Consider the following 18775-nt stretch of genomic DNA (forward strand, 5'->3'; position numbering starts at 1 on the left):
CGATCCCTCATTGGCTTGCCGCGTGCAGCCCTCCGACCCGAACGTCACTTTCTGACTCGTCATGCTCCTCATTCCTGCGATTGACCTCAAAGACGGTCGTTGTGTTCGCCTGCGTCAAGGCGACCTCGACGACGCCACCGTGTTTTCCGAAGAACCCGCGGTCATGGCCACTCACTGGCTGGATCTCGGCGCACGCCGGTTGCACCTGGTCGACCTGAACGGCGCCGTGGCCGGCAAGCCCAAGAACGAGTCGTCGATCCGCGCGATCGTGAAGGCGGTCGGCGACGACATTCCGGTGCAGATCGGCGGCGGCATCCGCGACCTCGACACCATCGAGCGCTATCTGGACAACGGCATCTCGTTCGTGATCATCGGCACGGCCGCGGTCAAGAATCCCGGCTTCCTGCACGACGCGTGCAGCGCATTCCCGGGCCAGATCATCGTCGGCCTGGACGCCAAGGACGGCAAGGTCGCCACCGACGGCTGGAGCAAGCTGACGGGTCATGATGTCATCGATCTCGCCAAGAAGTTCGAAGACTACGGCTGCGCATCGATCATCTACACCGACATCGGCCGCGATGGCATGCTGTCGGGCGTGAACGTCGACGCCACCGTGCGCCTGGCGCAGCACGTGCGCATCCCGGTGATCGCCTCGGGCGGCATCGCCGACCTGCGCGACATCGAACAGCTGTGCGCCGTGGAAGAAGAGGGCGTCGAAGGCGCCATTCTCGGCCGCAGCATCTACGAAGGCACGCTGGACTTCCAGGCCGCGCAAACGCTGGCCGACAAGCTTGGATCGGTCTGACGACATGCTGACCCGACGTATCATCCCCTGCCTCGACGTGACCGCCGGTCGTGTCGTGAAGGGAGTCAACTTCGTGAACCTGATGGACGCCGGCGACCCGGTCGAGGTGGCCCGCCGCTACGATCTGCAGGGCGCCGACGAAATCACGTTCCTCGACATCACCGCGTCCAGTGATCAGCGCGACATCATCGTGTCGGTCATCGAACAGGTGGCGTCCCAGGTCTTCATCCCGCTGACGGTGGGCGGCGGCGTGCGCGAAGTCGGCGACGTGCGCCGCTTGCTGAACGCAGGCGCCGACAAGGTCGGCATCAACACGTCGGCCGTCACCAACCCGACGCTGGTGCGCGACGCGGCCCAGCGTTACGGGTCGCAGTGCATCGTGGTCGCGATCGACGCCAAGCGGGTGTCGCAGCCGGGCGAAGCCCCGCGCTGGGAAGTGTTCACGCACGGCGGCCGCAAGGCGACCGGGCTGGACGCCATCGAATGGGCGCGCACCATGGCCAACTACGGCGCCGGCGAGATCCTGCTGACCAGCATGGATCGCGACGGCACGCGCTCGGGCTTCGACCTGGCGTTGACCCGCGCCGTGTCCGAAGCGGTGCCGGTGCCCGTGATCGCGTCGGGCGGCGTGGGGTCGCTGGACGACCTGGCCAACGGCGTGACCGAAGGCAAGGCCGACGCGGTGCTGGCCGCCAGCATCTTCCACTATGGTCAACACACGGTCCAGGAAGCCAAGCGCTTCATGGCCGATCGCGGCATCGCCATGCGGTTGAATGACTGATGCTGCTGGATAATCGATAGCATGGCTCCGACTTCTGAATCCGCGGATCGACCCGCAGCGTTTTCTCCGACCGACCCGGCCAATGACGCCTGGCTCGACGAACTGGTGTTCGACGACAACGGCCTGATCCCCGGCATTGCGCAAGACGTGACCACGAACAAGGTGATCATGTTCGCGTTCCTGAACCGCGAATCGCTGCGCGAGACGCTGCGCACCGGCAACGCCACGTACTGGTCGCGGTCGCGCGGCCGCCTGTGGCGCAAGGGCGAAGAGTCCGGCCACGTGCAGAAAGTGCGTGAACTGCGCCTGGATTGCGATGGCGACGTGGTGCTGCTGCGCGTCGAACAGGTGGGCGGCATTGCCTGCCACACCGGCCGCGAACGCTGTTTCTATCGCCGCCTGGACACCGATGGCGGCACGAGCTGGGTCGAGACCGATCCCGTGCTCAAAGACCCCGAGAGCATCTACAAATGAGCGATTTCCTGTCCCGCCTGGCCGACACGATCGCCACGCGCCGCCCGGAAAACGGCGGTTCGCCCGACGCGTCCTACGTCGCCCGGCTGCTGTCCAAGGGGCCCGACTCCTTCCTGAAGAAGATCGGCGAAGAAGCGACCGAAACGGTCATGGCCGCCAAGGATGGCGACGCCGACCGCATCGTGTCCGAAACGGCGGACCTGTGGTTCCATTGCCTGGTCATGCTGGATTTCTACAAGTTGCGTCCTGAACAGGTGATCGCCGAGCTTGCGCGGCGTGAAGGCCTGTCAGGCCTGGAAGAAAAAGCGTCCCGTCCTGCCTGAGGCCTTTCATGAGCGAGAATTGCCTGTTCTGCAAGATCAGCCGCGGCGACATCCCGTCGCGCAAGGTCTACGAAGATGACGAGCTATATGCTTTTCATGACATTCATCCGATCGCGCCGGTTCATTTTTTGGTGGTGCCCAAGCGACACATCACCTCGCTGCAGGACGTGTCACAAGAGGACGCCGGGGTGTTGGGTAGAATGACGGTCCTGCTTCCGCAGCTGGCGCTCGAACAGGGTTGCCGGCCCGGACCGGACGGCGGTTTTCGCGTCATGGTCAACAATGGCGCGGACGGCGGCCAGGAAGTCCCCCACCTCCACTATCATGTGATCGGTGGTCCCCGGCCCTGGAAGCGGGATTGACCACCGGGGACTAAGCACCGGGGACTGACCACCTGGGACTGACCGGAATTGAGTACCGGAGGCCAATCGGCGCTTCGGGTGACTGGACGAATTACCGCCTTGCGGCGCGGAGTATTGCAATGGGAAGCTTTAGCATTTGGCACTGGCTGATCGTGCTGGTTATCGTCGTGCTGATTTTCGGCACCAAGAAACTGAAGAACATGGGCGGCGACCTGGGTGGCGCGGTCAAGGGTTTCAAGGACGGCATGCGTGAAGGCGGCGAATCCGCCGGCCCCACCACCACGCACACGACGGCCGATCCGAAGCGCGTTCCTGGCGACACGATCGACGTGCAGGCCAAGGAAAAAGAACGCATCTGATAGCGGCCTGGCCCTCCGGGCCTGCATCGTGGTCGGCCCCAGCCGGATTCGTCCGGCTTGGGGCGTCTTGTTTTTACTTCTCTGCAACGGTGCGTGCTGAATGTTTGATGTCAGCTTTACCGAGATGCTAGTGATCGCCGTCGTGGCGCTAGTGGTCATCGGTCCCGAACGTCTGCCCAAGGTGGCCCGCACGGTCGGACACCTGCTGGGCCGGGCCCAGCGTTACGTCAGCGATGTCAAGGGTGACATCCGGCGCGAAATGGAACTCGACGAATTGCGCAACCTGCGCAGCGAAATGGAAGAGGCGGCGCGCACCATCAAGTCCACCGTCGACACCAACGTCGAAGAAATGCGCAAGGAACTGGATCACACCACCCGCGAGGTGAAAAGCCTGGCGGACGATGCCGCGCACAGCGCCTCGACCGCCAGTGCGGCGGCCGACGTGGCGACCGATGCGGCGGTGCATGGCGGCGATTCCGCGTTACTGCCGGAAGGCGTCACGGGCGCACCGCACGCACCCCATGCGCCCGACGCCGTCGCCGCGATACCGAATCCGGCGATCACCCCGCGCGATCTGCCGCCCGGCGCGCCCCAGGTCACGCCCGATCCCATCGTGACGTTGCATGCCGACGCCGCCTCGGCCCCGTCGCAAGAACCCGTTCCGCAGGCGTCGCTGTTCCCGTCCGACGTCCTGCCCCCCGTCGCGGTACCGGCCCAGGCCGACGTGGCGCCGGCTGTCGCCGACGCCAGCCAGGCCGCCGACACCCACCCAGCCGCGACGCCTGCCGCGCGTGATCGGGAAAAAGCGTGAGCACAGAAGACAGTTTCATCTCCCATCTGGTCGAACTGCGTGACCGCCTGATCCGCGCCCTGCTGGCGGTCGGTGTGGTTTTCATCGTGCTGTTCCTGTACCCCGGCGCGTCCACGATCTATGACCTGCTGGCCCAGCCCATGCTGGCCACCCTGCCGCCCGGCACGCGCATGATCGCCACCGGCGTGATCACGCCCTTCATGGTGCCCGTCAAGGTCACCATGCTGGCCGCGTTCGTGGTCGCCTTGCCGGTCGTGCTGTACCAGGCCTGGGCATTCGTTGCCCCCGGCCTCTATGTACACGAAAAGAAGCTGGCCCTGCCGCTGATTGTCTCCAGCACGTTGCTGTTCATCATGGGCATGTCGTTCTGCTATTTCTTCGTGTTCAAGACGGTGTTCCATTTCATTGCGACCTTTGCGCCGCAATCGATTACGCCCGCGCCGGATATCGAGGCCTACCTGAACTTCGTGATGACGATGTTCCTGGCTTTCGGCATCACGTTCGAAGTGCCGATCGCCGTGGTCCTGCTGGTCAAGACCGGCGTCGTCACGGTCGAAAAGCTGGCCGCCGCGCGGGGCTACGTGGTCGTGGGTGCCTTCGTGATCGCCGCCGTCGTGACGCCGCCCGATGTGGTCAGCCAGTTCATGCTTGCCGTGCCGCTGTGCGTTCTGTTCGAATTGGGATTGTTCGTCTCTCGGTTCCTCAAAAAGAAAGAATCCGAAGAGCGCGCGATCGTAGAAAAACATTGAAATCAGCCCGGGTCCTGCCCGGGCGATTTGCAACTTGCTGGAGACTTGCATGCACGTGTTGAACAAATTGGCCGTCGCCCTGGCGTTGGCCACGACGGCGCTTGCCGCGCACGCCGACATCACTGTCGGCGTGAACGTATCGGCCACGGGTCCCGCCGCCTCGCTGGGCATCCCGGAAAAGAACACCTTCACCTTGATGCCCAAGACCATCGCCGGGCAGAAGGTCAACTACATCGTCCTGGACGATGCGACCGACACGACCACCGCCGTCAAGAACGCACGCAAGCTCACGACCGAAGACAAGGTCGACATCCTGGTCGGCTCCACGGTCACGCCCAATTCGCTGGCGATGATCGACGTGGCCGCCGAAACCGGCACGCCCCTGATCTCGATGGCTGCGTCGGCCGTGATCGTCGAACCGCTGGACGGCAAGAAGCGCTGGGCCTTCAAGACGCCACAGAACGATGCGCAAATGGCGGGCGCCATCGTAGAACACATGAAGGCGAATAACGTGAAGACGGTCGCGTTCATCGGCTTCGCGGACGCCTACGGTGAAGGCTGGTACGCCGAATTCAACAAGGCGGCCACGGCGGCTGGCATCAAGGCAGTCACCAACGAACGCTTTAACCGGACCGACACGTCGGTCACGGGCCAGGTGCTGAAAATGATGGCGGCCAAGCCCGACGCGGTATTGATCGGCGCCGCCGGCACGCCCGCCGCGCTGCCCCAGAAAACGCTGAAGGAACGCGGCTACGCCGGCAAGTACTACCAGACGCACGGCGTCGCCAACAACGACTTCCTGCGCGTGGGCGGCAAGGACATCGCCGGCACCTTCCTGCCGGCCGGCCCCGTGCTGGTCTGGAACCAGTTGCCCGACAGCAATCCGGTCAAGGCGTCCGCCACCGAGTACGTGCAGAAGTACGAAGCCGCCTTCGGCAAGGGTTCGGTGTCCACCTTCGGCGGTCACGCCTGGGATGCCGGCAAGCTGATCGAAGCCGCCGTGCCCGAAGCCCTCAAGAAAGCCAAGCCGGGCACGCCCGAGTTCCGCACCGCGCTGCGCGATGCGCTCGAGCAGGTCAAGAACGTGGCCGGCGCCCACGGCATCTTCAACCCGACCGCCACCGATCACGTGGGCCTCGACAACCGGTCACGCGTCATGGTGACGATCGAGAACGGCGGTTGGAAGCTGATCAAGTAAATCCAGGCGGAGGGTGGGCGAAGGCTCCGGCCCTTCCGGAGTCGAGATGGACCTCCAGATAGTTCTTTTCCTGGTGCAGGACGGCATCACCAACGGCGCGATCTACGCGCTGTTGGGCCTGGCGCTCGTCCTGGCCTTCACGGTCACCCGCGTGATCTTCATTCCCCAGGGCGAATTCGTGGCCTGGGGCGCCCTCAGCCTGGCTGCCCTGCAGGCCGGCAAGCTGCCCGGCACCGTGTGGCTGCTGGTGGGCGCGGGCGCCGCGGTGGCCGTCGTCGAACTGTGGACGGCATGCCGGGCGCGATCCTGGCGGCGCGTGCCGTCGGTGCTGGGCTGGAACGTGGTGTATCCGCTGGTGGTGCTGGCCATCGCGCGATACGTCTCGTTTGCCGAGCTGCCGTTGATCTTCCAGATCCTGTTCACCTTCGTCATGGTCGTGCCGCTGGGCCCGATGATCTGGCGCCTGGCGTTCCAGCCGGTCGCCGAAAGCTCGGTGCTGGTGCTGCTGATCGTGTCGGTGGCCGTGCACATGGCGCTGGTAGGATTGGGGCTGCTGTTTTTCGGGGCCGAAGGCTCGCGCACGCCCCCGTTTTCCGAAGGCAGTTTCGAACTGGCCGGCGTGCCGATCAGCGCGCAGACGCTGTGGGTCGTGGGCTGCTCTCTTGCCCTGATCGTGATGCTGTCCTTGCTGTTCGAACGCACGCTGTATGGCAAGGCGCTGCGCGCCACCGCCGTCAACCGCGTGGGCGCGCGCCTGATGGGCATTCCGACCAGCCTGGCCGGCAAGCTCAGCTTTACGCTGTGCGCGTTGATCGGGGTGTTCTCCGGCATCCTGATCGCTCCCATCACCACCATCTACTACGACACCGGCTTCCTGATCGGCCTGAAGGGCTTCGTGGCGGCCATCATCGCCGGCCTGGCGAGCTACCCGATCGCGGCGGCGGGCGCGCTGCTGGTGGGCCTGCTGGAAGCCTTTTCGTCCTTCAGCGCCAGTGCCTACAAGGAAGTGATCGTCTTCACGCTGATCATTCCTGTGCTGGTGTGGCGGTCCCTGTCGTCGCGGCATGTGGAGGAAGAATGATGCGGGTGCGTCCTTCCTGGCTCGTGGCCGCAGGCGTCCTGGCGCTGCTGGGCGCGGTGCTGGGCCTGTCCGAATTCACGGTCACGCTCCTGAACTACATCGGCCTTGCCGCGCTGGTCTCGCTGGGGCTGGTGCTGCTGACTGGGGTGGGTGGCCTGACGTCCTTCGGCCAAGCCGCGTTCGTTGGCCTGGGTGCCTACGCCACGGCCTGGCTGACGACCGCCACCTTGCCCGCCTGGCTGGCGTGGACCGCCGGGTCGCCCTGGGCCGGATTGCTGCTGGGCTTGCTGATCACCGGGGTGTTCGCCTGGATCCTTGGCGGAATCTCATTGCGGCTGTCCGGGCACTACCTGCCCCTGGGCACCATTGCCTGGGGCCTGAGCCTGTATTTCCTGTTCGGTACCTTCGACTTTCTGGGTGGCCACACCGGCTTGTCGGGCCTTCCGCCCATCACCCTGTTCGGCACGCAACTGGTGGGCGGACGGGATCTGTTCTGGCTGATCTGGATCGTGCTGGGCGTGGCCATGCTGCTGATCAGCAACCTGCTGGATTCGCGGGAAGGCCGGGCGATCCGTGCGCTCAAGGGCGGCATGGTGATGGCCGAATCGATGGGCGTGGACACGGCGCGGTCACGTGTCGCCATCTTCGTGATCGCGGCGCTGCTGGCGGCGCTGTCGGGCTGGCTCTACGCCCACATGCAGCGTTTCGTGAACCCGACGCCGTTCGGCCTGGGCATCGGCATCGAATACCTGTTCATGGCGGTGATCGGCGGTGCGTCGCAGGTATGGGGCGCGTTGCTGGGTGCGGGCGTGGTCACGCTGCTCAAGCAATGGCTGCAGAACGTCCTGCCGTCGTTGCTGGGTGCGTCGGGCAGCTTCGAAACCATCGTGTTTGGCATTTTGCTGGTCGTGTTGCTGCAACGGGCGCGTGATGGCCTCTGGCCCTTGCTGGCCCAGCTCACGCGCAAGGTGCTGCCCTTTGCGCCACCCAACCGGGCGATCGACACGGCGGCCGCGCCCCTGGAACGCCGCGCCATGCCCCAGCGGGGGAAGAGGTGCTGGCCGCCGAACACCTGACCAAACGCTTTGGCGGCCTGGTTGCCAACAACGACATCAGTTTTTCCGTGCGCGCCGGTGAAGTGCTGGCGCTGATCGGCCCCAACGGCGCGGGCAAGAGCACCATGTTCAACCTGCTGTCGGGGGTGGACGATCCCACGTCGGGCGTGGTGCGCTTTCGCGGCGACGCCGTCACGGGCCGCAGCGCGCGTCACATTGCCGCGCAGGGCCTGGGCCGCACCTTCCAGCACGTGCGCCTGTTGCCGCACATGAGCGTGATCGAAAACATCGCCATCGGCGCCCACCTGCGCGAACGCCGCGGCATCGTTCACGGCCTGTTCACCGGCGCGTTCAAGCTGGACCGCAAGGAAGAAGCGCGGCTGCTGGCGGAAGCCGCCCGCCAGGCGGCCCGCGTGGGCCTGGGGGACCAGCTGTGGGTGGCGGCCGGTTCGCTGCCCCTGGGCCAGCAACGCATGCTGGAAATCGCCCGCGCGCTGTGTGCCGATCCATGTCTGCTATTGCTGGACGAGCCTGCCGCTGGCCTGCGTTACCTGGAAAAGCGGGCGCTGTCCGATACCCTCGCCACGCTGCGGGCCGAAGGCATGGCGATTTTGCTGGTCGAGCACGACATGGACTTCGTGATGGGCCTGGCGGACCGGATCGTGGTCATGGAATTCGGCGAAAAGATCGCCGAGGGTCTGCCTGAACAGGTGCAGAAGGATCCCCGCGTGCTTGAAGCCTATCTGGGAGGCGTCGAATGACCGCAACGACCGCAACACCTGCCACGTCCGCCTTCGCTACCTCTGCAGCCGCCTCGTCCGCGCCTGCCTTGCTGACTGTCTCAGACCTGCACGTGTCCTATGGCAAGGTCGAAGCCCTGCACGGCGCCGATCTGATCGTGCCATCCGGCAGCATCGTGACCGTGATCGGCCCGAACGGCGCCGGCAAGACGACCATGCTGTCCGCCATCATGGGCCTGCTGCCGTCCCGCGGCACCGTGGCCATCGATGGCGTCGTGCAGCCCCAGCCCGAGATTGAAAAAATGGTGGCGCTCGGGCTCAACCTCGTTCCGGAAAAGCGCGAACTGTTCGGCGAGATGACGGTGGAAGACAACCTGCTGCTGGGCGCCTTCTCGCGGTACCGCCGCGGGAAACGCGATCAGGCCGAGTCGATGGACGAAATCTTCACGCTGTTTCCCCGGCTAAAAGACCGCCGCAAGCAACTGGCTGGCACGCTGTCCGGGGGCGAGCGCCAGATGCTGGCGCTGGGACGCGCCCTGATGGCCAAGCCGCGCCTGCTGCTGCTGGATGAACCGTCCCTGGGACTGGCGCCAAGGATCGTGAAGGAGATCTTCCACATCATCAACGAACTTAAGGCGCGCGGCGTGGCCATCCTGCTGGTCGAGCAGAATGCCCGCGCGGCCTTGCAGACGGCCGATTACGCGTATGTGCTGGAAACCGGCAAGGTGGTGCTGTCGGGCCCGGCCCGCGAACTGGCGGATGACCCGCGCGTCGTTGAAAGCTATCTGGGACTGGGCAAGCACTGACGGCCACGCGGGTGCCGCCGTGCGCCGCGGGCACGACATGAAAAACGCCAGGCTGTTGCCAGCACTGGCGTTTTTTCATGGCTGCGGTGACAGGGCAGGGATCGAACTGCCGCCAACGCCGCGGGCCGTCATCAGGGCGTCTGCGGTTCCCGCCGTGGTTGCGGACGCGTCGCCACGGTCACTACCGAGTCGAATTCCTGCCCGCCCCGCACCAGCTTGATCTTGACCTTGGTGCCCGGCGCCAGCGCCGCGATCGCGTTCAACATGGTGGTCGTGTCGGTGATCCCCTTGTCGTCCACCGACACCACGATATCCCCGGTGCGGATACCGGCCTTGGCCGCCGGGCCGCCGCGCACGACGCCCGCGATGATCACCCCTTCACGGCGCGACAGCTTGAAGGCATCGGCCAGCTCGCTCGTCAGGTCTTGCGGTTCCACGCCGATATAGCCGCGCGTGACCGACCCGGACGTGATCAGCTGTTCCATGACCTGCCGCGCGGTGCTGACCGGGATCGCAAAGCCGATCCCCAGCGAGCCGCCCGACCGCGAATAGATGGCCGTGTTGATACCCACCAGGTTGCCGCTGGCGTCGATCAGCGCGCCGCCCGAATTGCCCGGGTTGATCGCCGCGTCGGTCTGAATGAAGTTTTCGAAGGTATTGATGCCCAGGTGCGTGCGGCCCAGCGCCGACACGATCCCCATCGTGGTCGTCTGGCCGACACCGAAGGGGTTGCCAATGGCCAGCACCACATCGCCCACGGACAGGTCTTCGGCCCGGCCGAAGGTGACGGCGGGCAGGGTGGGCAGGGTCAGTTTCAGCACGGCCAGGTCGGTTTCGGGATCGGCGCCGACCAGCATCGCCTTGCCCTTGCGGCCGTCGGCCAGGGCGACTTCGATCTCGTCGGCCGCTTCGATCACGTGGTTGTTGGTCAGTACGTAGCCTTCGGGGCTGACGATCACGCCCGAGCCCAGGCTGGAGGTCTGCTGCCGGCGGGGATTGAACTCGTCGCCAAAGAACCGGCGGAACACCGGGTCATCGGCAAAAGGATGGGTGTTCGACTGCGGGGCGTCCTTGCTCGTGAAGATGTTGACCACGGCCGGCGCGGCCTTGCGCGTCGCCAGCGCGTACGACGACGTGGCGGCGGCGGCCGGCGCGGTGGCGGGGGGCGCCGCTTCGAAGAACGGGACCACCATGGCGCCATTGGGCCCGCCGCTGCGCGGCAGCCATTCCGGACGCAACGTCGCCACGATGAATAAAATGGCCAGACAGACAGTCGTGGTCTGGGCGAATATCAGCCATAGTCGGCGCATGTAAACACTTCTGGACGTAGGAGATTGACAATGATGGCAGGCGAACCACTGCAAACGCAAACCGGGATGCCCTCGTCGAACTGCCAGGGTGCGGAAGGGCAGGGCAGCGTGCGCAGCGAGGATCTGGTGTCATGGCTGGCCGCCGAGCTGCAGTCGGACCGGTTCCGCGACTACTGTCCGAACGGGCTTCAGGTCGAAGGACGCCCCGTGATCCGCCATATTATCGCCGGGGTGACGGCTTCCGAGGCAATTATTCGTCATGCGATCTCGGTCGGGGCGGATACGCTGCTGGTGCATCACGGCTGGTTCTGGAAGAACGAGGATCCCCGGGTGCGAGGCATTCGCCGGACCCGGCTGGCGCTCACGCTGGGACACGACCTGAATCTGCTGGCCTACCACCTGCCGCTGGATGCCCACCCGGTGCTGGGCAATAACGCCCAACTGGCGCGCGTGCTGGGCATCACGCCCAACCTGGCCGATGGCAAGCCGGAACAGACGGGGAGCGATGGCCTGATCTGGCTGGGCCGGGCCGATGGCATCCGGACGCTAGGCGCGCTGGCCGACCGGGTGGCCCAGCGCCTGCAACGCCCGCCGCTGGTCGTGGGCGACCCGAACCAGCCGGTGTCTCGCATCGCGTGGTGCACGGGCGCGGCGCAGGGCATGCTGCAGGACGCCATCGACGCCGGCGCCGACGCCTATATCACTGGCGAGGTATCGGAACCAACCGTGCACCTGGCGCGCGAAACAGGCGTCGGATTCCTTGCCGCCGGACATCACGCCACGGAGCGGTACGGCGTTCAGGCCCTGGGCGAGGCCATCGCCGCACGGTTCGGGGTGCGCGTGGACTTCGTCGACATCAACAACCCGGTCTGACCGCGCGCCCCTGCCGCTCAACCCAGCCGCTGTCGCGTCAGGGCGTCCCGGATTTCGCGCAGCAGCACCACGTCTTCCGGCGGGGCGGCCGGCGCGGCGGCGGGTTCTTCCCGCTCGAAGCGCGCCTTGGCGCGATTCATCAGCTTGATCATCCAGAAGATCACGAACGCCAGCAAAATGAAGTTGATCAGGATGGTGACGAAGTTGCCCCAGCCCAGCACGGTGGCGCCGGCCTTGGTCAGCGCGTCGTAGGTCATCGGCCCGCTGTAGTCGGCCGGCAGCCGCAAGACCAGGAATTTGTTGCTGAAGTCGACCGATCCCCCCAGGATCAGATTGACCAGCGGCATGATGATGTCCTTGACCAGCGAATCCACGATCTTGCTGAACGCCGCGCCGATGATCACGCCGACCGCCAGATCGACCACATTGCCGCGCATGGCGAACGCGCGGAATTCCTTCATGATGCTCATGCTTGCTCCTTCCCTCGGTTGTGATCCTGCTGTCGCGCCAAGTATCAACCGGCTTTGACACAAAGCGCTACCGTTTCCTCAACATCTGGGGAACTTTCGCCATAAGCTGTAGAACACCGCGGCCATTACGGTATAATCGAAGGTTAAGAAGTCCCTGGAACAGGTTGCCTGATTGGGCAGCTGCAAGCGGTTGCAGGGCGCGAGACACGATAGCCATAAAAATCGCCAGAAAAACCCGCTACACAATACGCTGTACAACACGCAAGCCAGAACACCGCATTAGCACCACCGCAATGAAAAGCACAACAGCGCATGACACGCGCGCATGCGGGTGACTAGCGCCGGAGACAGTAGTACCGGACAGTGTCCCAGCCTGGGCGTGCAGGAATGCACGAATCTAGTACTGCGAGCGGTAGACGCCGCGCGTTAAGGATCTGAGGGTCGTTCAATGAGTCAGGACAATGTGATGGATGCCGAACGCCGCTTCTGGGTTGGCACCACCTGTGCCGTCGGTGGCGCCGCTGCAGTCGGTGTCGCCGTCCCCTTCGTCAGCACCTTCGCGCCGTCCGAGCGCGCCAAGGCTGCCGGCGCGCCGGTCGAAGTCGACGTCGGCGACATGAAGCCGGGCGAAATGCGCACGGTCGAATGGCGCGGCAAGCCTGTCTGGATCGTGCGCCGCACGCCTGAACAGCTGGCGTCGCTCAAGGCGACCGATCCGCTGGTGGCCGACCCCAAGTCCGAACGCAACCCGGCCGAAATCACGCCCGAATACGCGCGCAACGAATACCGGTCCATCAAGCCGGAATACCTGGTGGCGGTCGGCATCTGCCCGCATCTGGGCTGCTCGCCCTCCACGCGCTTTGCCGAAGGTCCGCAGCCCAGCCTGCCGGCCGACTGGCACGGCGGCTTCCTGTGCCCCTGCCACGGGTCGACGTTCGACATGGCCGGCCGGGTATACAAGAACAAGCCTTCGCCAGACAACCTGACGATTCCCCCTACGAGTTCCTGTCCGATTCCCGCATCATCGTGGGTGTCGACGCCAAGACCAAGGCCTGACGCTGTTCCTCGGGTTGTTCGATATGGCGCGGGGTCACCCGCGTTACTGAAACAGTACACACACGTTAGTGAATGCCGGGTCCCGCCGGCTGCGCCAGGCGCAGCACGGATCCGGTAAACCGCCGAGCAAAAGGAGCAGCACGTCATGGCTGGCGAGAAGAATGTCGAGACAACAGGCATCGTAGGTTGGGTCGACGCCCGCTTTCCGCTCACCTCGACCTGGAAAGCGCACCTGTCCGAGTACTACGCACCGAAGAACTTCAACTTCTGGTATTTCTTTGGTTCGCTGGCGCTGCTGGTCCTGGTGATCCAGATCGTGACCGGGATCTTCCTGGTCATGCACTACAAGCCCGATGCGGAACGCGCGTTCCAGTCGGTCGAATACATCATGCGCGAAGTGCCGTGGGGCTGGCTCGTCCGCTACATGCATTCCACCGGCGCATCCATGTTCTTCGTGGTGGTATACCTGCACATGCTGCGCGGCCTGTTCTATGGCTCGTACCGCAAGCCGCGCGAACTGGTCTGGGTGTTCGGCGTGGCGATCTTCCTCTGTCTGATGGCCGAGGCCTTCATGGGCTACCTGCTGCCCTGGGGCCAGATGTCGTATTGGGGCGCCCAGGTGATCGTGAACCTGTTCGCCGCCATTCCTTTCATCGGCCCCGACCTTGCCCTGCTGATCCGCGGTGACTACGTCGTGTCCGACGCCACCCTGAACCGCTTCTTCTCGTTCCACGTCATTGCCGTGCCGCTGGTGCTGCTGGGCCTGGTCGTGGCGCACATCATCGCGCTGCACGAAGTGGGATCGAACAACCCCGACGGCATCGAAATCAAGAAGCACAAAGACGAAAACGGCATTCCGCTCGACGGCATTCCGTTCCACCCGTACTACTCGGTGCATGACCTGTTCGGCGTGTCGATCTTCCTGATGATCTTCAGCGCGATCGTGTTCTTCGCCCCGGAAATGGGCGGCTACTTCCTTGAGTACAACAACTTCATCCCGGCCGATGCGCTCAAGACGCCGCCGCACATCGCCCCGGTCTGGTACTTCACGCCGTTCTATTCGATGCTGCGCGCGGTCACGTCCGACTTCGCAATGGTGCTGACGGTGCTCGCCGTGCTGGCCGCCGCCGCGATCTTCGTCAAGGGCCGCTTCAACTTCAAGCTCAAGCTGGCGGTCACGGTGGTGCTGCTGGTCCTGGCTGTCCTGCTGCAGGTCTTCGACGCCAAGTTCTTTGGCGTGGTGATGATGGGCGGCGCGGTCGTGATCCTGTTCTTCCTGCCGTGGCTGGACCACTCGCCGGTGCGGTCGATCCGCTACCGTCCGGGCTGGCACAAGGCGCTGTACGCCGTGTTCATGATCAACTTCCTGATCCTGGGCTACCTCGGCACGCAAGCGCCGAACGACGTCTTCAACCTCATGTCGCAGATCGGCACCCTGATCTACCTGGCGTTCTTCCTGCTCATGCCGATCTGGAGCCGCCTGGGTACGTTCAAGCCGGTGCCTGACCGCGTGACGTTCGCCGCCCACTGAAGAGTTCGACCGGGTCCGGGCGCGAACGCCCCGGACCGGCATGCCATTACGGATATCAAGATGAAGAAGCTTCTCGGTGCCCTGATCCTGATGCTGACCTGCTCGGGGGCCTATGCCGCTGAAGGCGGGTTCCCGCTGGATACCGCGCCCTTCCGCAGCAACGACCTGTCGGCCTTGCAGAACGGCGCAAAACTGTTCGTGAACAACTGTCTGAACTGCCATTCGGCGTCGTCCATGCGGTACAACCGCCTGCGCGACATCGGCCTGACCGACGAGCAGATCAGCAAGAACCTGCTGTTCACGGGCGAAAAGGTGGGCGACCTGATGACGGTGGCCATGACACCAAAAGACGCCAAGGAATGGTTCGGCGCCGCGCCGCCCGACCTGTCGGTGATCGCCCGCGCCAAGTCGGCCAACGCCGGCCCCAGCGGTTCCGACTACATCTACACCTATTTGCGCACCTTCTACCGTGACCAGGCCCAGGCCACGGGGTGGAACAACCTGGTGTTCCCCAGCGTCGCCATGCCCCACGTGCTGTGGCAGGAACAGGGCCCGCACACCGTCACCACCGTCGCGATGCACGCGGCGGAAGGCGAGCACGGCTGGGAACGCATCACCACCGTCCACGACGAAAACGGCGTGCCGACCGTGACTCGGGAGCCCGTCCCGAATTATCATGGGCACGAAAGTTCGGTCAGCCGTATCGTCCCGAAAAACCCGGCCCAGGCCGCGGTCTTCGACAATCAGGTGGCCGACCTGGTCGCCTTCATGACTTGGATGTCCGAGCCTGCCGCCCAGCAGCGCACCCGCCTGGGCGTCTGGGTTCTGCTCTTCCTTGCCGTGTTCACCATCATTGCCTGGCGACTGAACTCGGTGTACTGGAAAGACATCAAGTAGCTTTTCAGGCTACATTTCCGGGGCCAGCGTCCGCAAATGCGGCCGCTGGCCTTTCACGCTTCTATCTTTAACATCTCACGGGGACCCTGCCATGATGGTGCTTTACTCCGGAACCACGTGTCCGTTTTCCCAGCGCTGCCGCTTTGTGCTGTTCGAAAAAGGCATGGATTTCGAGATCCGCGACGTCGATCTCTACAACAAGCCTGAAGACATCTCTGTGATGAATCCGTATGGCCAGGTGCCGATCCTGGTCGAACGCGACCTGGTGCTGTACGAATCCAACATCATCAACGAGTACATCGACGAGCGTTTTCCGCATCCGCAGCTGATGCCTGCCGACCCCGTCATGCGCGCCCGCGCGCGCCTGTTCCTGTTCAACTTCGAAAAGGAATTGTTCGTGCACGTGACCACGCTGGAATCGCGTGAGTCCAAGAGCGACGAAAAGGCGCTGGACCAGGCCCGCCTGCAGATCCGCGACCGTCTGGCGCAACTGGCGCCCATGTTCCTGAAGAACAAGTTCATGCTGGGCGACGAGTTCTCGATGCTCGACGTCGCCATCGCGCCGCTGCTCTGGCGCCTGGATCACTACGGTATCGAACTCCCGAAAAACGCGGCCCCGCTGCAGAAGTATGCCGAGCGTATTTTCTCGCGGCCGGCCTACATCGAAGCGCTGACGCCGTCCGAGAAGGTGATGCGCCGTTGATTCGGCACGTCCTGATAGCTGGCAGACACGTATGAGCGAAACCTCCACCAAGCCCTATCTCATCCGCGCGCTGCACGAGTGGTGTACCGATAACGGCTACACCCCTTTTCTTGCGGTCACCGTCGACGAACGTGTCGCCGTCCCGCGAGAGCACGTCAAGGATGGCGAGATCGTGCTGAACGTCGGCCGTCTGGCGACCAGCAAGCTCGATCTTGGCAACGAGTACATCGAATTCCAGGCGCGCTTCGGCGGCGTCGCACGCCAGATCTCGGTACCGGTGGACGCCGTGACCGCGATCTACGCGCGCGAAACCGGCCACGGCATGGCCTTCGAGGCCACGCCGCCCGCCGCCAAGCGGCCGGTCGGCATTGCCGGCGCCGCGGATGAAGACGGTACGATGGGTTCGGCCGACGGCGACACTGCCGCCGACCATGGCGCGCGTCCGGCTCTGACCGCCGTGCCGGCGGCCGATGACGACACGCCGGGTGCCAGCGGCGACGATGACACTGATCCGCCGTCGCCGCCCAGCCCGGAAAAAGGTCGTCCGCGACTCACGGTAATTAAATAAGCCGTCCGCGCCAGAGGTCCGCATTTTCGTGGCTATAATGCTGACCTTGTTGCCGGCTTAGCTCAGTTGGTAGAGCAGCGCACTTGTAATGCGAAGGTCATGGGTTCGACTCCTATAGCCGGCACCACCCAGATTCAAGAACGTAAAGCAGAAGGCCAGTCATCGTGACTGGCCTTTTGTTCGTCTGGCGCCGCCGGAAACGTGCAAGCAGGCAATCAGGCAGCCAAGCCACCAGCCCGGTCAGCGGTCACACACCGTGTTCCTTCCCATGCGCTTGGCTTCATACAGGCGAGCGTCCGCGCGAATGATCAGGTCGGTAATGGGCAGCGCCGGTTTCGTCGCCGGCCTGACTGTAACGACGCCAAAGCTGGCGCTGATCCGCCCGATGTGCGAGACGTCGTGGGCGATTTGCAGCGCCAGGATGGCCCTGCGGATGCGCTCGGCGACTTCAACCGCGCCCGCGCCGTCCGTGGCGGGAAGGATCACCGCGAACTCTTCACCCCCATAACGGGCGGCTTGATCGCCCGTCCGGCTGGCCTGCTCGGACAGGACGACGCCAACCTGGCGCAACACGCTATCGCCCGCCACGTGGCCATATCGGTCATTGAACTGCTTGAAGAAATCAATATCCAGCAGGATCAGCGACAGGAATTCCCCGCTGCGTTCCGCGCGTTTGAACTCCTGTTCCAGCACTTCATCGAAGGTCCGCCGGTTGGGCAGGCCCGTCAGCGTGTCGGTGTGGGCCAGGACCTGCAGGCCAAGATTGTTCTGCTCCAGTTCGTCCGAATAAGCGCGCAGTTTCTCGCCCAGCGTGTCCCGGATCGCAAATTGTTCCATCAACTTGCGCGCAAGCAGCGAGAACATAAGGCAGATCAGAACGACCGCGCTGCCGATCAGCACACTCGAATGCTTCCATGGGCCCAGCAATTCGTCCTTTGTGCGGCCAACGGCCACGATGAAAGGAAAGCCTTCGACATGACGGTAGCTGTACAGCCGCTCGATGTTGTCGATCTTGGCAACGAGCACCGATGAACCGCTGAACTGCGTCGACAAGGCCTGCATGACGGGGCCTTGCGAAATGTCCGTCCCGATCACCTGTTCGTCGAAGGGCCGCCGGTACAGCAAGGTGCCGTCATTGAGCGCGACCAGCACCGTGCCGGTTTCGCCCACGTTCAGGTCGTCATAGATGCGTTCAAAGAAGTTGACGCGAAGCGTGACCAGAACCACGCCTCCAAAGCTGCCGTCGGGCCGATCGATTCGACGCGACACCGGAATGACCCAGACGTTGGTCGACCGGCTTTTCACGGGCGCGCCCACATGTACGCCGCGATCCGCATGATCGACGTGGTATCGGAAATACTGCCGATCCGAGTTATTGCCTTTGACCGGCCGGCTCAATGACGTCGCCAGCCAGGAGCCATCGGCGCCATAGACGAACAGGCCATGCAGTTCCGGAGTCGTCATCGCCACCTGCGCCAGGTGCGCTTCCAGGCGCTGCAAGGCCGCTGGGTGGGTGCCGCCCACCTCAACGCGTTCGGAAAGGTCGGCCAAGGCAAAGCTGGCGGTCTTGAGGGTCAGCTCGACCTGCACCGCGATCATCCGGGCAATGTTGGTGTTGGATACCTGCGCGTCCCGCAGTTGCGCGGCACGGGCAGACAGAATGAACGACGCCGCCGCTGCGATGACGAGCAGGCATGCCAGGACGGTGATCAAGCAAACCAGGCCGGTGGCCGGCTGTCTTGTCTTGTTCAGACGGACCGGGTGGCCATCGGCGACGTGGGATGAAGCGTTCAATGCCGGTCGAACCTATATCAGAGATGCCA

19 protein-coding genes, 1 tRNA gene and 2 pseudogenes are annotated in these 18775 nt (G+C 64.2%); 19 read left to right on the plus strand and 3 right to left on the minus strand.

Going from position 1 to position 18775, the window contains the following annotated elements; all coding sequences use genetic code 11:
* Window positions 1-61: 61 nt before the first annotated feature.
* The 12 genes and pseudogenes from hisA to ACNANG_RS15200 all read left to right on the plus strand — a co-directional run bounded on the left by hisA (window position 62) and on the right by ACNANG_RS15200 (window position 9544).
* The gene (gene hisA, locus ACNANG_RS15145) at window positions 62-805 is read left to right on the plus strand and encodes a 1-(5-phosphoribosyl)-5-[(5-phosphoribosylamino)methylideneamino]imidazole-4-carboxamide isomerase (RefSeq protein ID WP_179583870.1); all 744 of its coding nucleotides are present in this window, start codon (window positions 62-64) and stop codon (window positions 803-805) included.
* A 4-nt stretch (window positions 806-809) separates the two neighbouring features.
* Window positions 810-1586, plus strand: coding sequence for an imidazole glycerol phosphate synthase subunit HisF (gene hisF / locus ACNANG_RS15150; protein ID WP_189613448.1), 777 nt, complete (start codon window positions 810-812; stop codon window positions 1584-1586).
* Between the two features lie 21 nt (window positions 1587-1607).
* Window positions 1608-2060, plus strand: coding sequence for a phosphoribosyl-AMP cyclohydrolase (gene hisI, locus ACNANG_RS15155; protein ID WP_420223672.1), 453 nt, complete (start codon window positions 1608-1610; stop codon window positions 2058-2060).
* Window positions 2057-2383: a phosphoribosyl-ATP diphosphatase gene (locus tag ACNANG_RS15160; protein WP_179583876.1), complete on the plus strand. Its 327-nt coding sequence runs from the start codon at window positions 2057-2059 to the stop codon at window positions 2381-2383. Before hisI ends, ACNANG_RS15160 begins: the two co-directional genes overlap by 4 nt.
* A gap of 8 nt (window positions 2384-2391) precedes the next feature.
* Window positions 2392-2745: a histidine triad nucleotide-binding protein gene (locus ACNANG_RS15165; RefSeq protein ID WP_420223673.1), complete on the plus strand. Its 354-nt coding sequence runs from the start codon at window positions 2392-2394 to the stop codon at window positions 2743-2745.
* 119 nt (window positions 2746-2864) lie between these two features.
* Complete coding sequence (gene tatA / locus ACNANG_RS15170) at window positions 2865-3104, plus strand: Sec-independent protein translocase subunit TatA (protein ID WP_420223674.1); 240 nt, start codon at window positions 2865-2867, stop codon at window positions 3102-3104.
* Between the two features lie 100 nt (window positions 3105-3204).
* Entirely contained in the window at window positions 3205-3915 is a 711-nt protein-coding gene (gene tatB, locus ACNANG_RS15175) for a Sec-independent protein translocase protein TatB (RefSeq protein ID WP_420223675.1), read from the plus strand.
* Window positions 3912-4664: a twin-arginine translocase subunit TatC gene (gene tatC / locus ACNANG_RS15180; RefSeq protein ID WP_420223676.1), complete on the plus strand. Its 753-nt coding sequence runs from the start codon at window positions 3912-3914 to the stop codon at window positions 4662-4664. The genes tatB and tatC overlap by 4 nt, the downstream gene beginning before the upstream one ends.
* A gap of 49 nt (window positions 4665-4713) precedes the next feature.
* Window positions 4714-5862 carry an ABC transporter substrate-binding protein gene (locus ACNANG_RS15185; protein ID WP_420223677.1) on the plus strand — a complete coding sequence of 383 codons (1149 nt, stop codon included), beginning with the start codon at window positions 4714-4716 and terminating at the stop codon, window positions 5860-5862.
* 46 nt (window positions 5863-5908) lie between these two features.
* Window positions 5909-6943 carry a branched-chain amino acid ABC transporter permease gene (locus ACNANG_RS15190; protein ID WP_420223678.1) on the plus strand — a complete coding sequence of 345 codons (1035 nt, stop codon included), beginning with the start codon at window positions 5909-5911 and terminating at the stop codon, window positions 6941-6943.
* A pseudogene (locus tag ACNANG_RS15195) lies at window positions 6940-8759 on the plus strand (ABC transporter permease subunit). Before ACNANG_RS15190 ends, ACNANG_RS15195 begins: the two are co-directional and overlap by 4 nt.
* Window positions 8760-8827: 68 nt before the next feature.
* Window positions 8828-9544 carry an ABC transporter ATP-binding protein gene (locus ACNANG_RS15200; protein WP_420223679.1) on the plus strand — a complete coding sequence of 239 codons (717 nt, stop codon included), beginning with the start codon at window positions 8828-8830 and terminating at the stop codon, window positions 9542-9544.
* A gap of 131 nt (window positions 9545-9675) precedes the next feature.
* On the opposite strand, the gene ACNANG_RS15205 is transcribed toward ACNANG_RS15200, so the two are convergent.
* Window positions 9676-10854 carry a trypsin-like peptidase domain-containing protein gene (locus ACNANG_RS15205; protein ID WP_189613431.1) on the minus strand — a complete coding sequence of 393 codons (1179 nt, stop codon included), beginning with the start codon at window positions 10852-10854 and terminating at the stop codon, window positions 9676-9678.
* Between the two features lie 66 nt (window positions 10855-10920).
* On the opposite strand from ACNANG_RS15205, the gene ACNANG_RS15210 reads away from it, so the two are divergent.
* Window positions 10921-11727: a Nif3-like dinuclear metal center hexameric protein gene (locus tag ACNANG_RS15210; RefSeq protein ID WP_420223680.1), complete on the plus strand. Its 807-nt coding sequence runs from the start codon at window positions 10921-10923 to the stop codon at window positions 11725-11727.
* A 17-nt stretch (window positions 11728-11744) separates the two neighbouring features.
* On the opposite strand, the gene mscL is transcribed toward ACNANG_RS15210, so the two are convergent.
* On the minus strand, window positions 11745-12197 hold the full coding sequence (mscL, locus tag ACNANG_RS15215) for a large conductance mechanosensitive channel protein MscL (protein ID WP_420223681.1): 453 nt from the start codon (window positions 12195-12197) through the stop codon (window positions 11745-11747).
* A gap of 448 nt (window positions 12198-12645) precedes the next feature.
* On the opposite strand from mscL, the pseudogene petA reads away from it, so the two are divergent.
* The 6 genes and pseudogenes from petA (at window position 12646) to ACNANG_RS15245 (ending at window position 17079) form a co-directional block, all read left to right on the plus strand.
* Window positions 12646-13253: pseudogene (gene petA / locus ACNANG_RS15220) on the plus strand (ubiquinol-cytochrome c reductase iron-sulfur subunit).
* 145 nt (window positions 13254-13398) lie between these two features.
* On the plus strand, window positions 13399-14784 hold the full coding sequence (locus ACNANG_RS15225; protein WP_420223682.1) for a cytochrome b: 1386 nt from the start codon (window positions 13399-13401) through the stop codon (window positions 14782-14784).
* Window positions 14785-14844: 60 nt separating this feature from the next.
* Window positions 14845-15681: a cytochrome c1 gene (locus tag ACNANG_RS15230; protein WP_420223683.1), complete on the plus strand. Its 837-nt coding sequence runs from the start codon at window positions 14845-14847 to the stop codon at window positions 15679-15681.
* A gap of 91 nt (window positions 15682-15772) precedes the next feature.
* Window positions 15773-16384: a glutathione S-transferase N-terminal domain-containing protein gene (locus ACNANG_RS15235; RefSeq protein ID WP_179583902.1), complete on the plus strand. Its 612-nt coding sequence runs from the start codon at window positions 15773-15775 to the stop codon at window positions 16382-16384.
* Window positions 16385-16415: 31 nt separating this feature from the next.
* Window positions 16416-16952 carry a ClpXP protease specificity-enhancing factor gene (locus ACNANG_RS15240; RefSeq protein ID WP_420223684.1) on the plus strand — a complete coding sequence of 179 codons (537 nt, stop codon included), beginning with the start codon at window positions 16416-16418 and terminating at the stop codon, window positions 16950-16952.
* Between the two features lie 51 nt (window positions 16953-17003).
* Window positions 17004-17079, plus strand: a tRNA-Thr gene (locus tag ACNANG_RS15245).
* Window positions 17080-17192: 113 nt separating this feature from the next.
* Here ACNANG_RS15245 and ACNANG_RS15250 read toward each other — a convergent pair.
* Window positions 17193-18746 carry a diguanylate cyclase gene (locus ACNANG_RS15250; RefSeq protein WP_420223685.1) on the minus strand — a complete coding sequence of 518 codons (1554 nt, stop codon included), beginning with the start codon at window positions 18744-18746 and terminating at the stop codon, window positions 17193-17195.
* Window positions 18747-18775: the final 29 nt, after the last annotated feature.

This window comes from Pigmentiphaga litoralis, from assembly GCF_048632615.1.
In the GTDB taxonomy this organism is placed as follows: Bacteria; Pseudomonadota; Gammaproteobacteria; order Burkholderiales; family Burkholderiaceae_B; genus Pigmentiphaga; species Pigmentiphaga litoralis_B.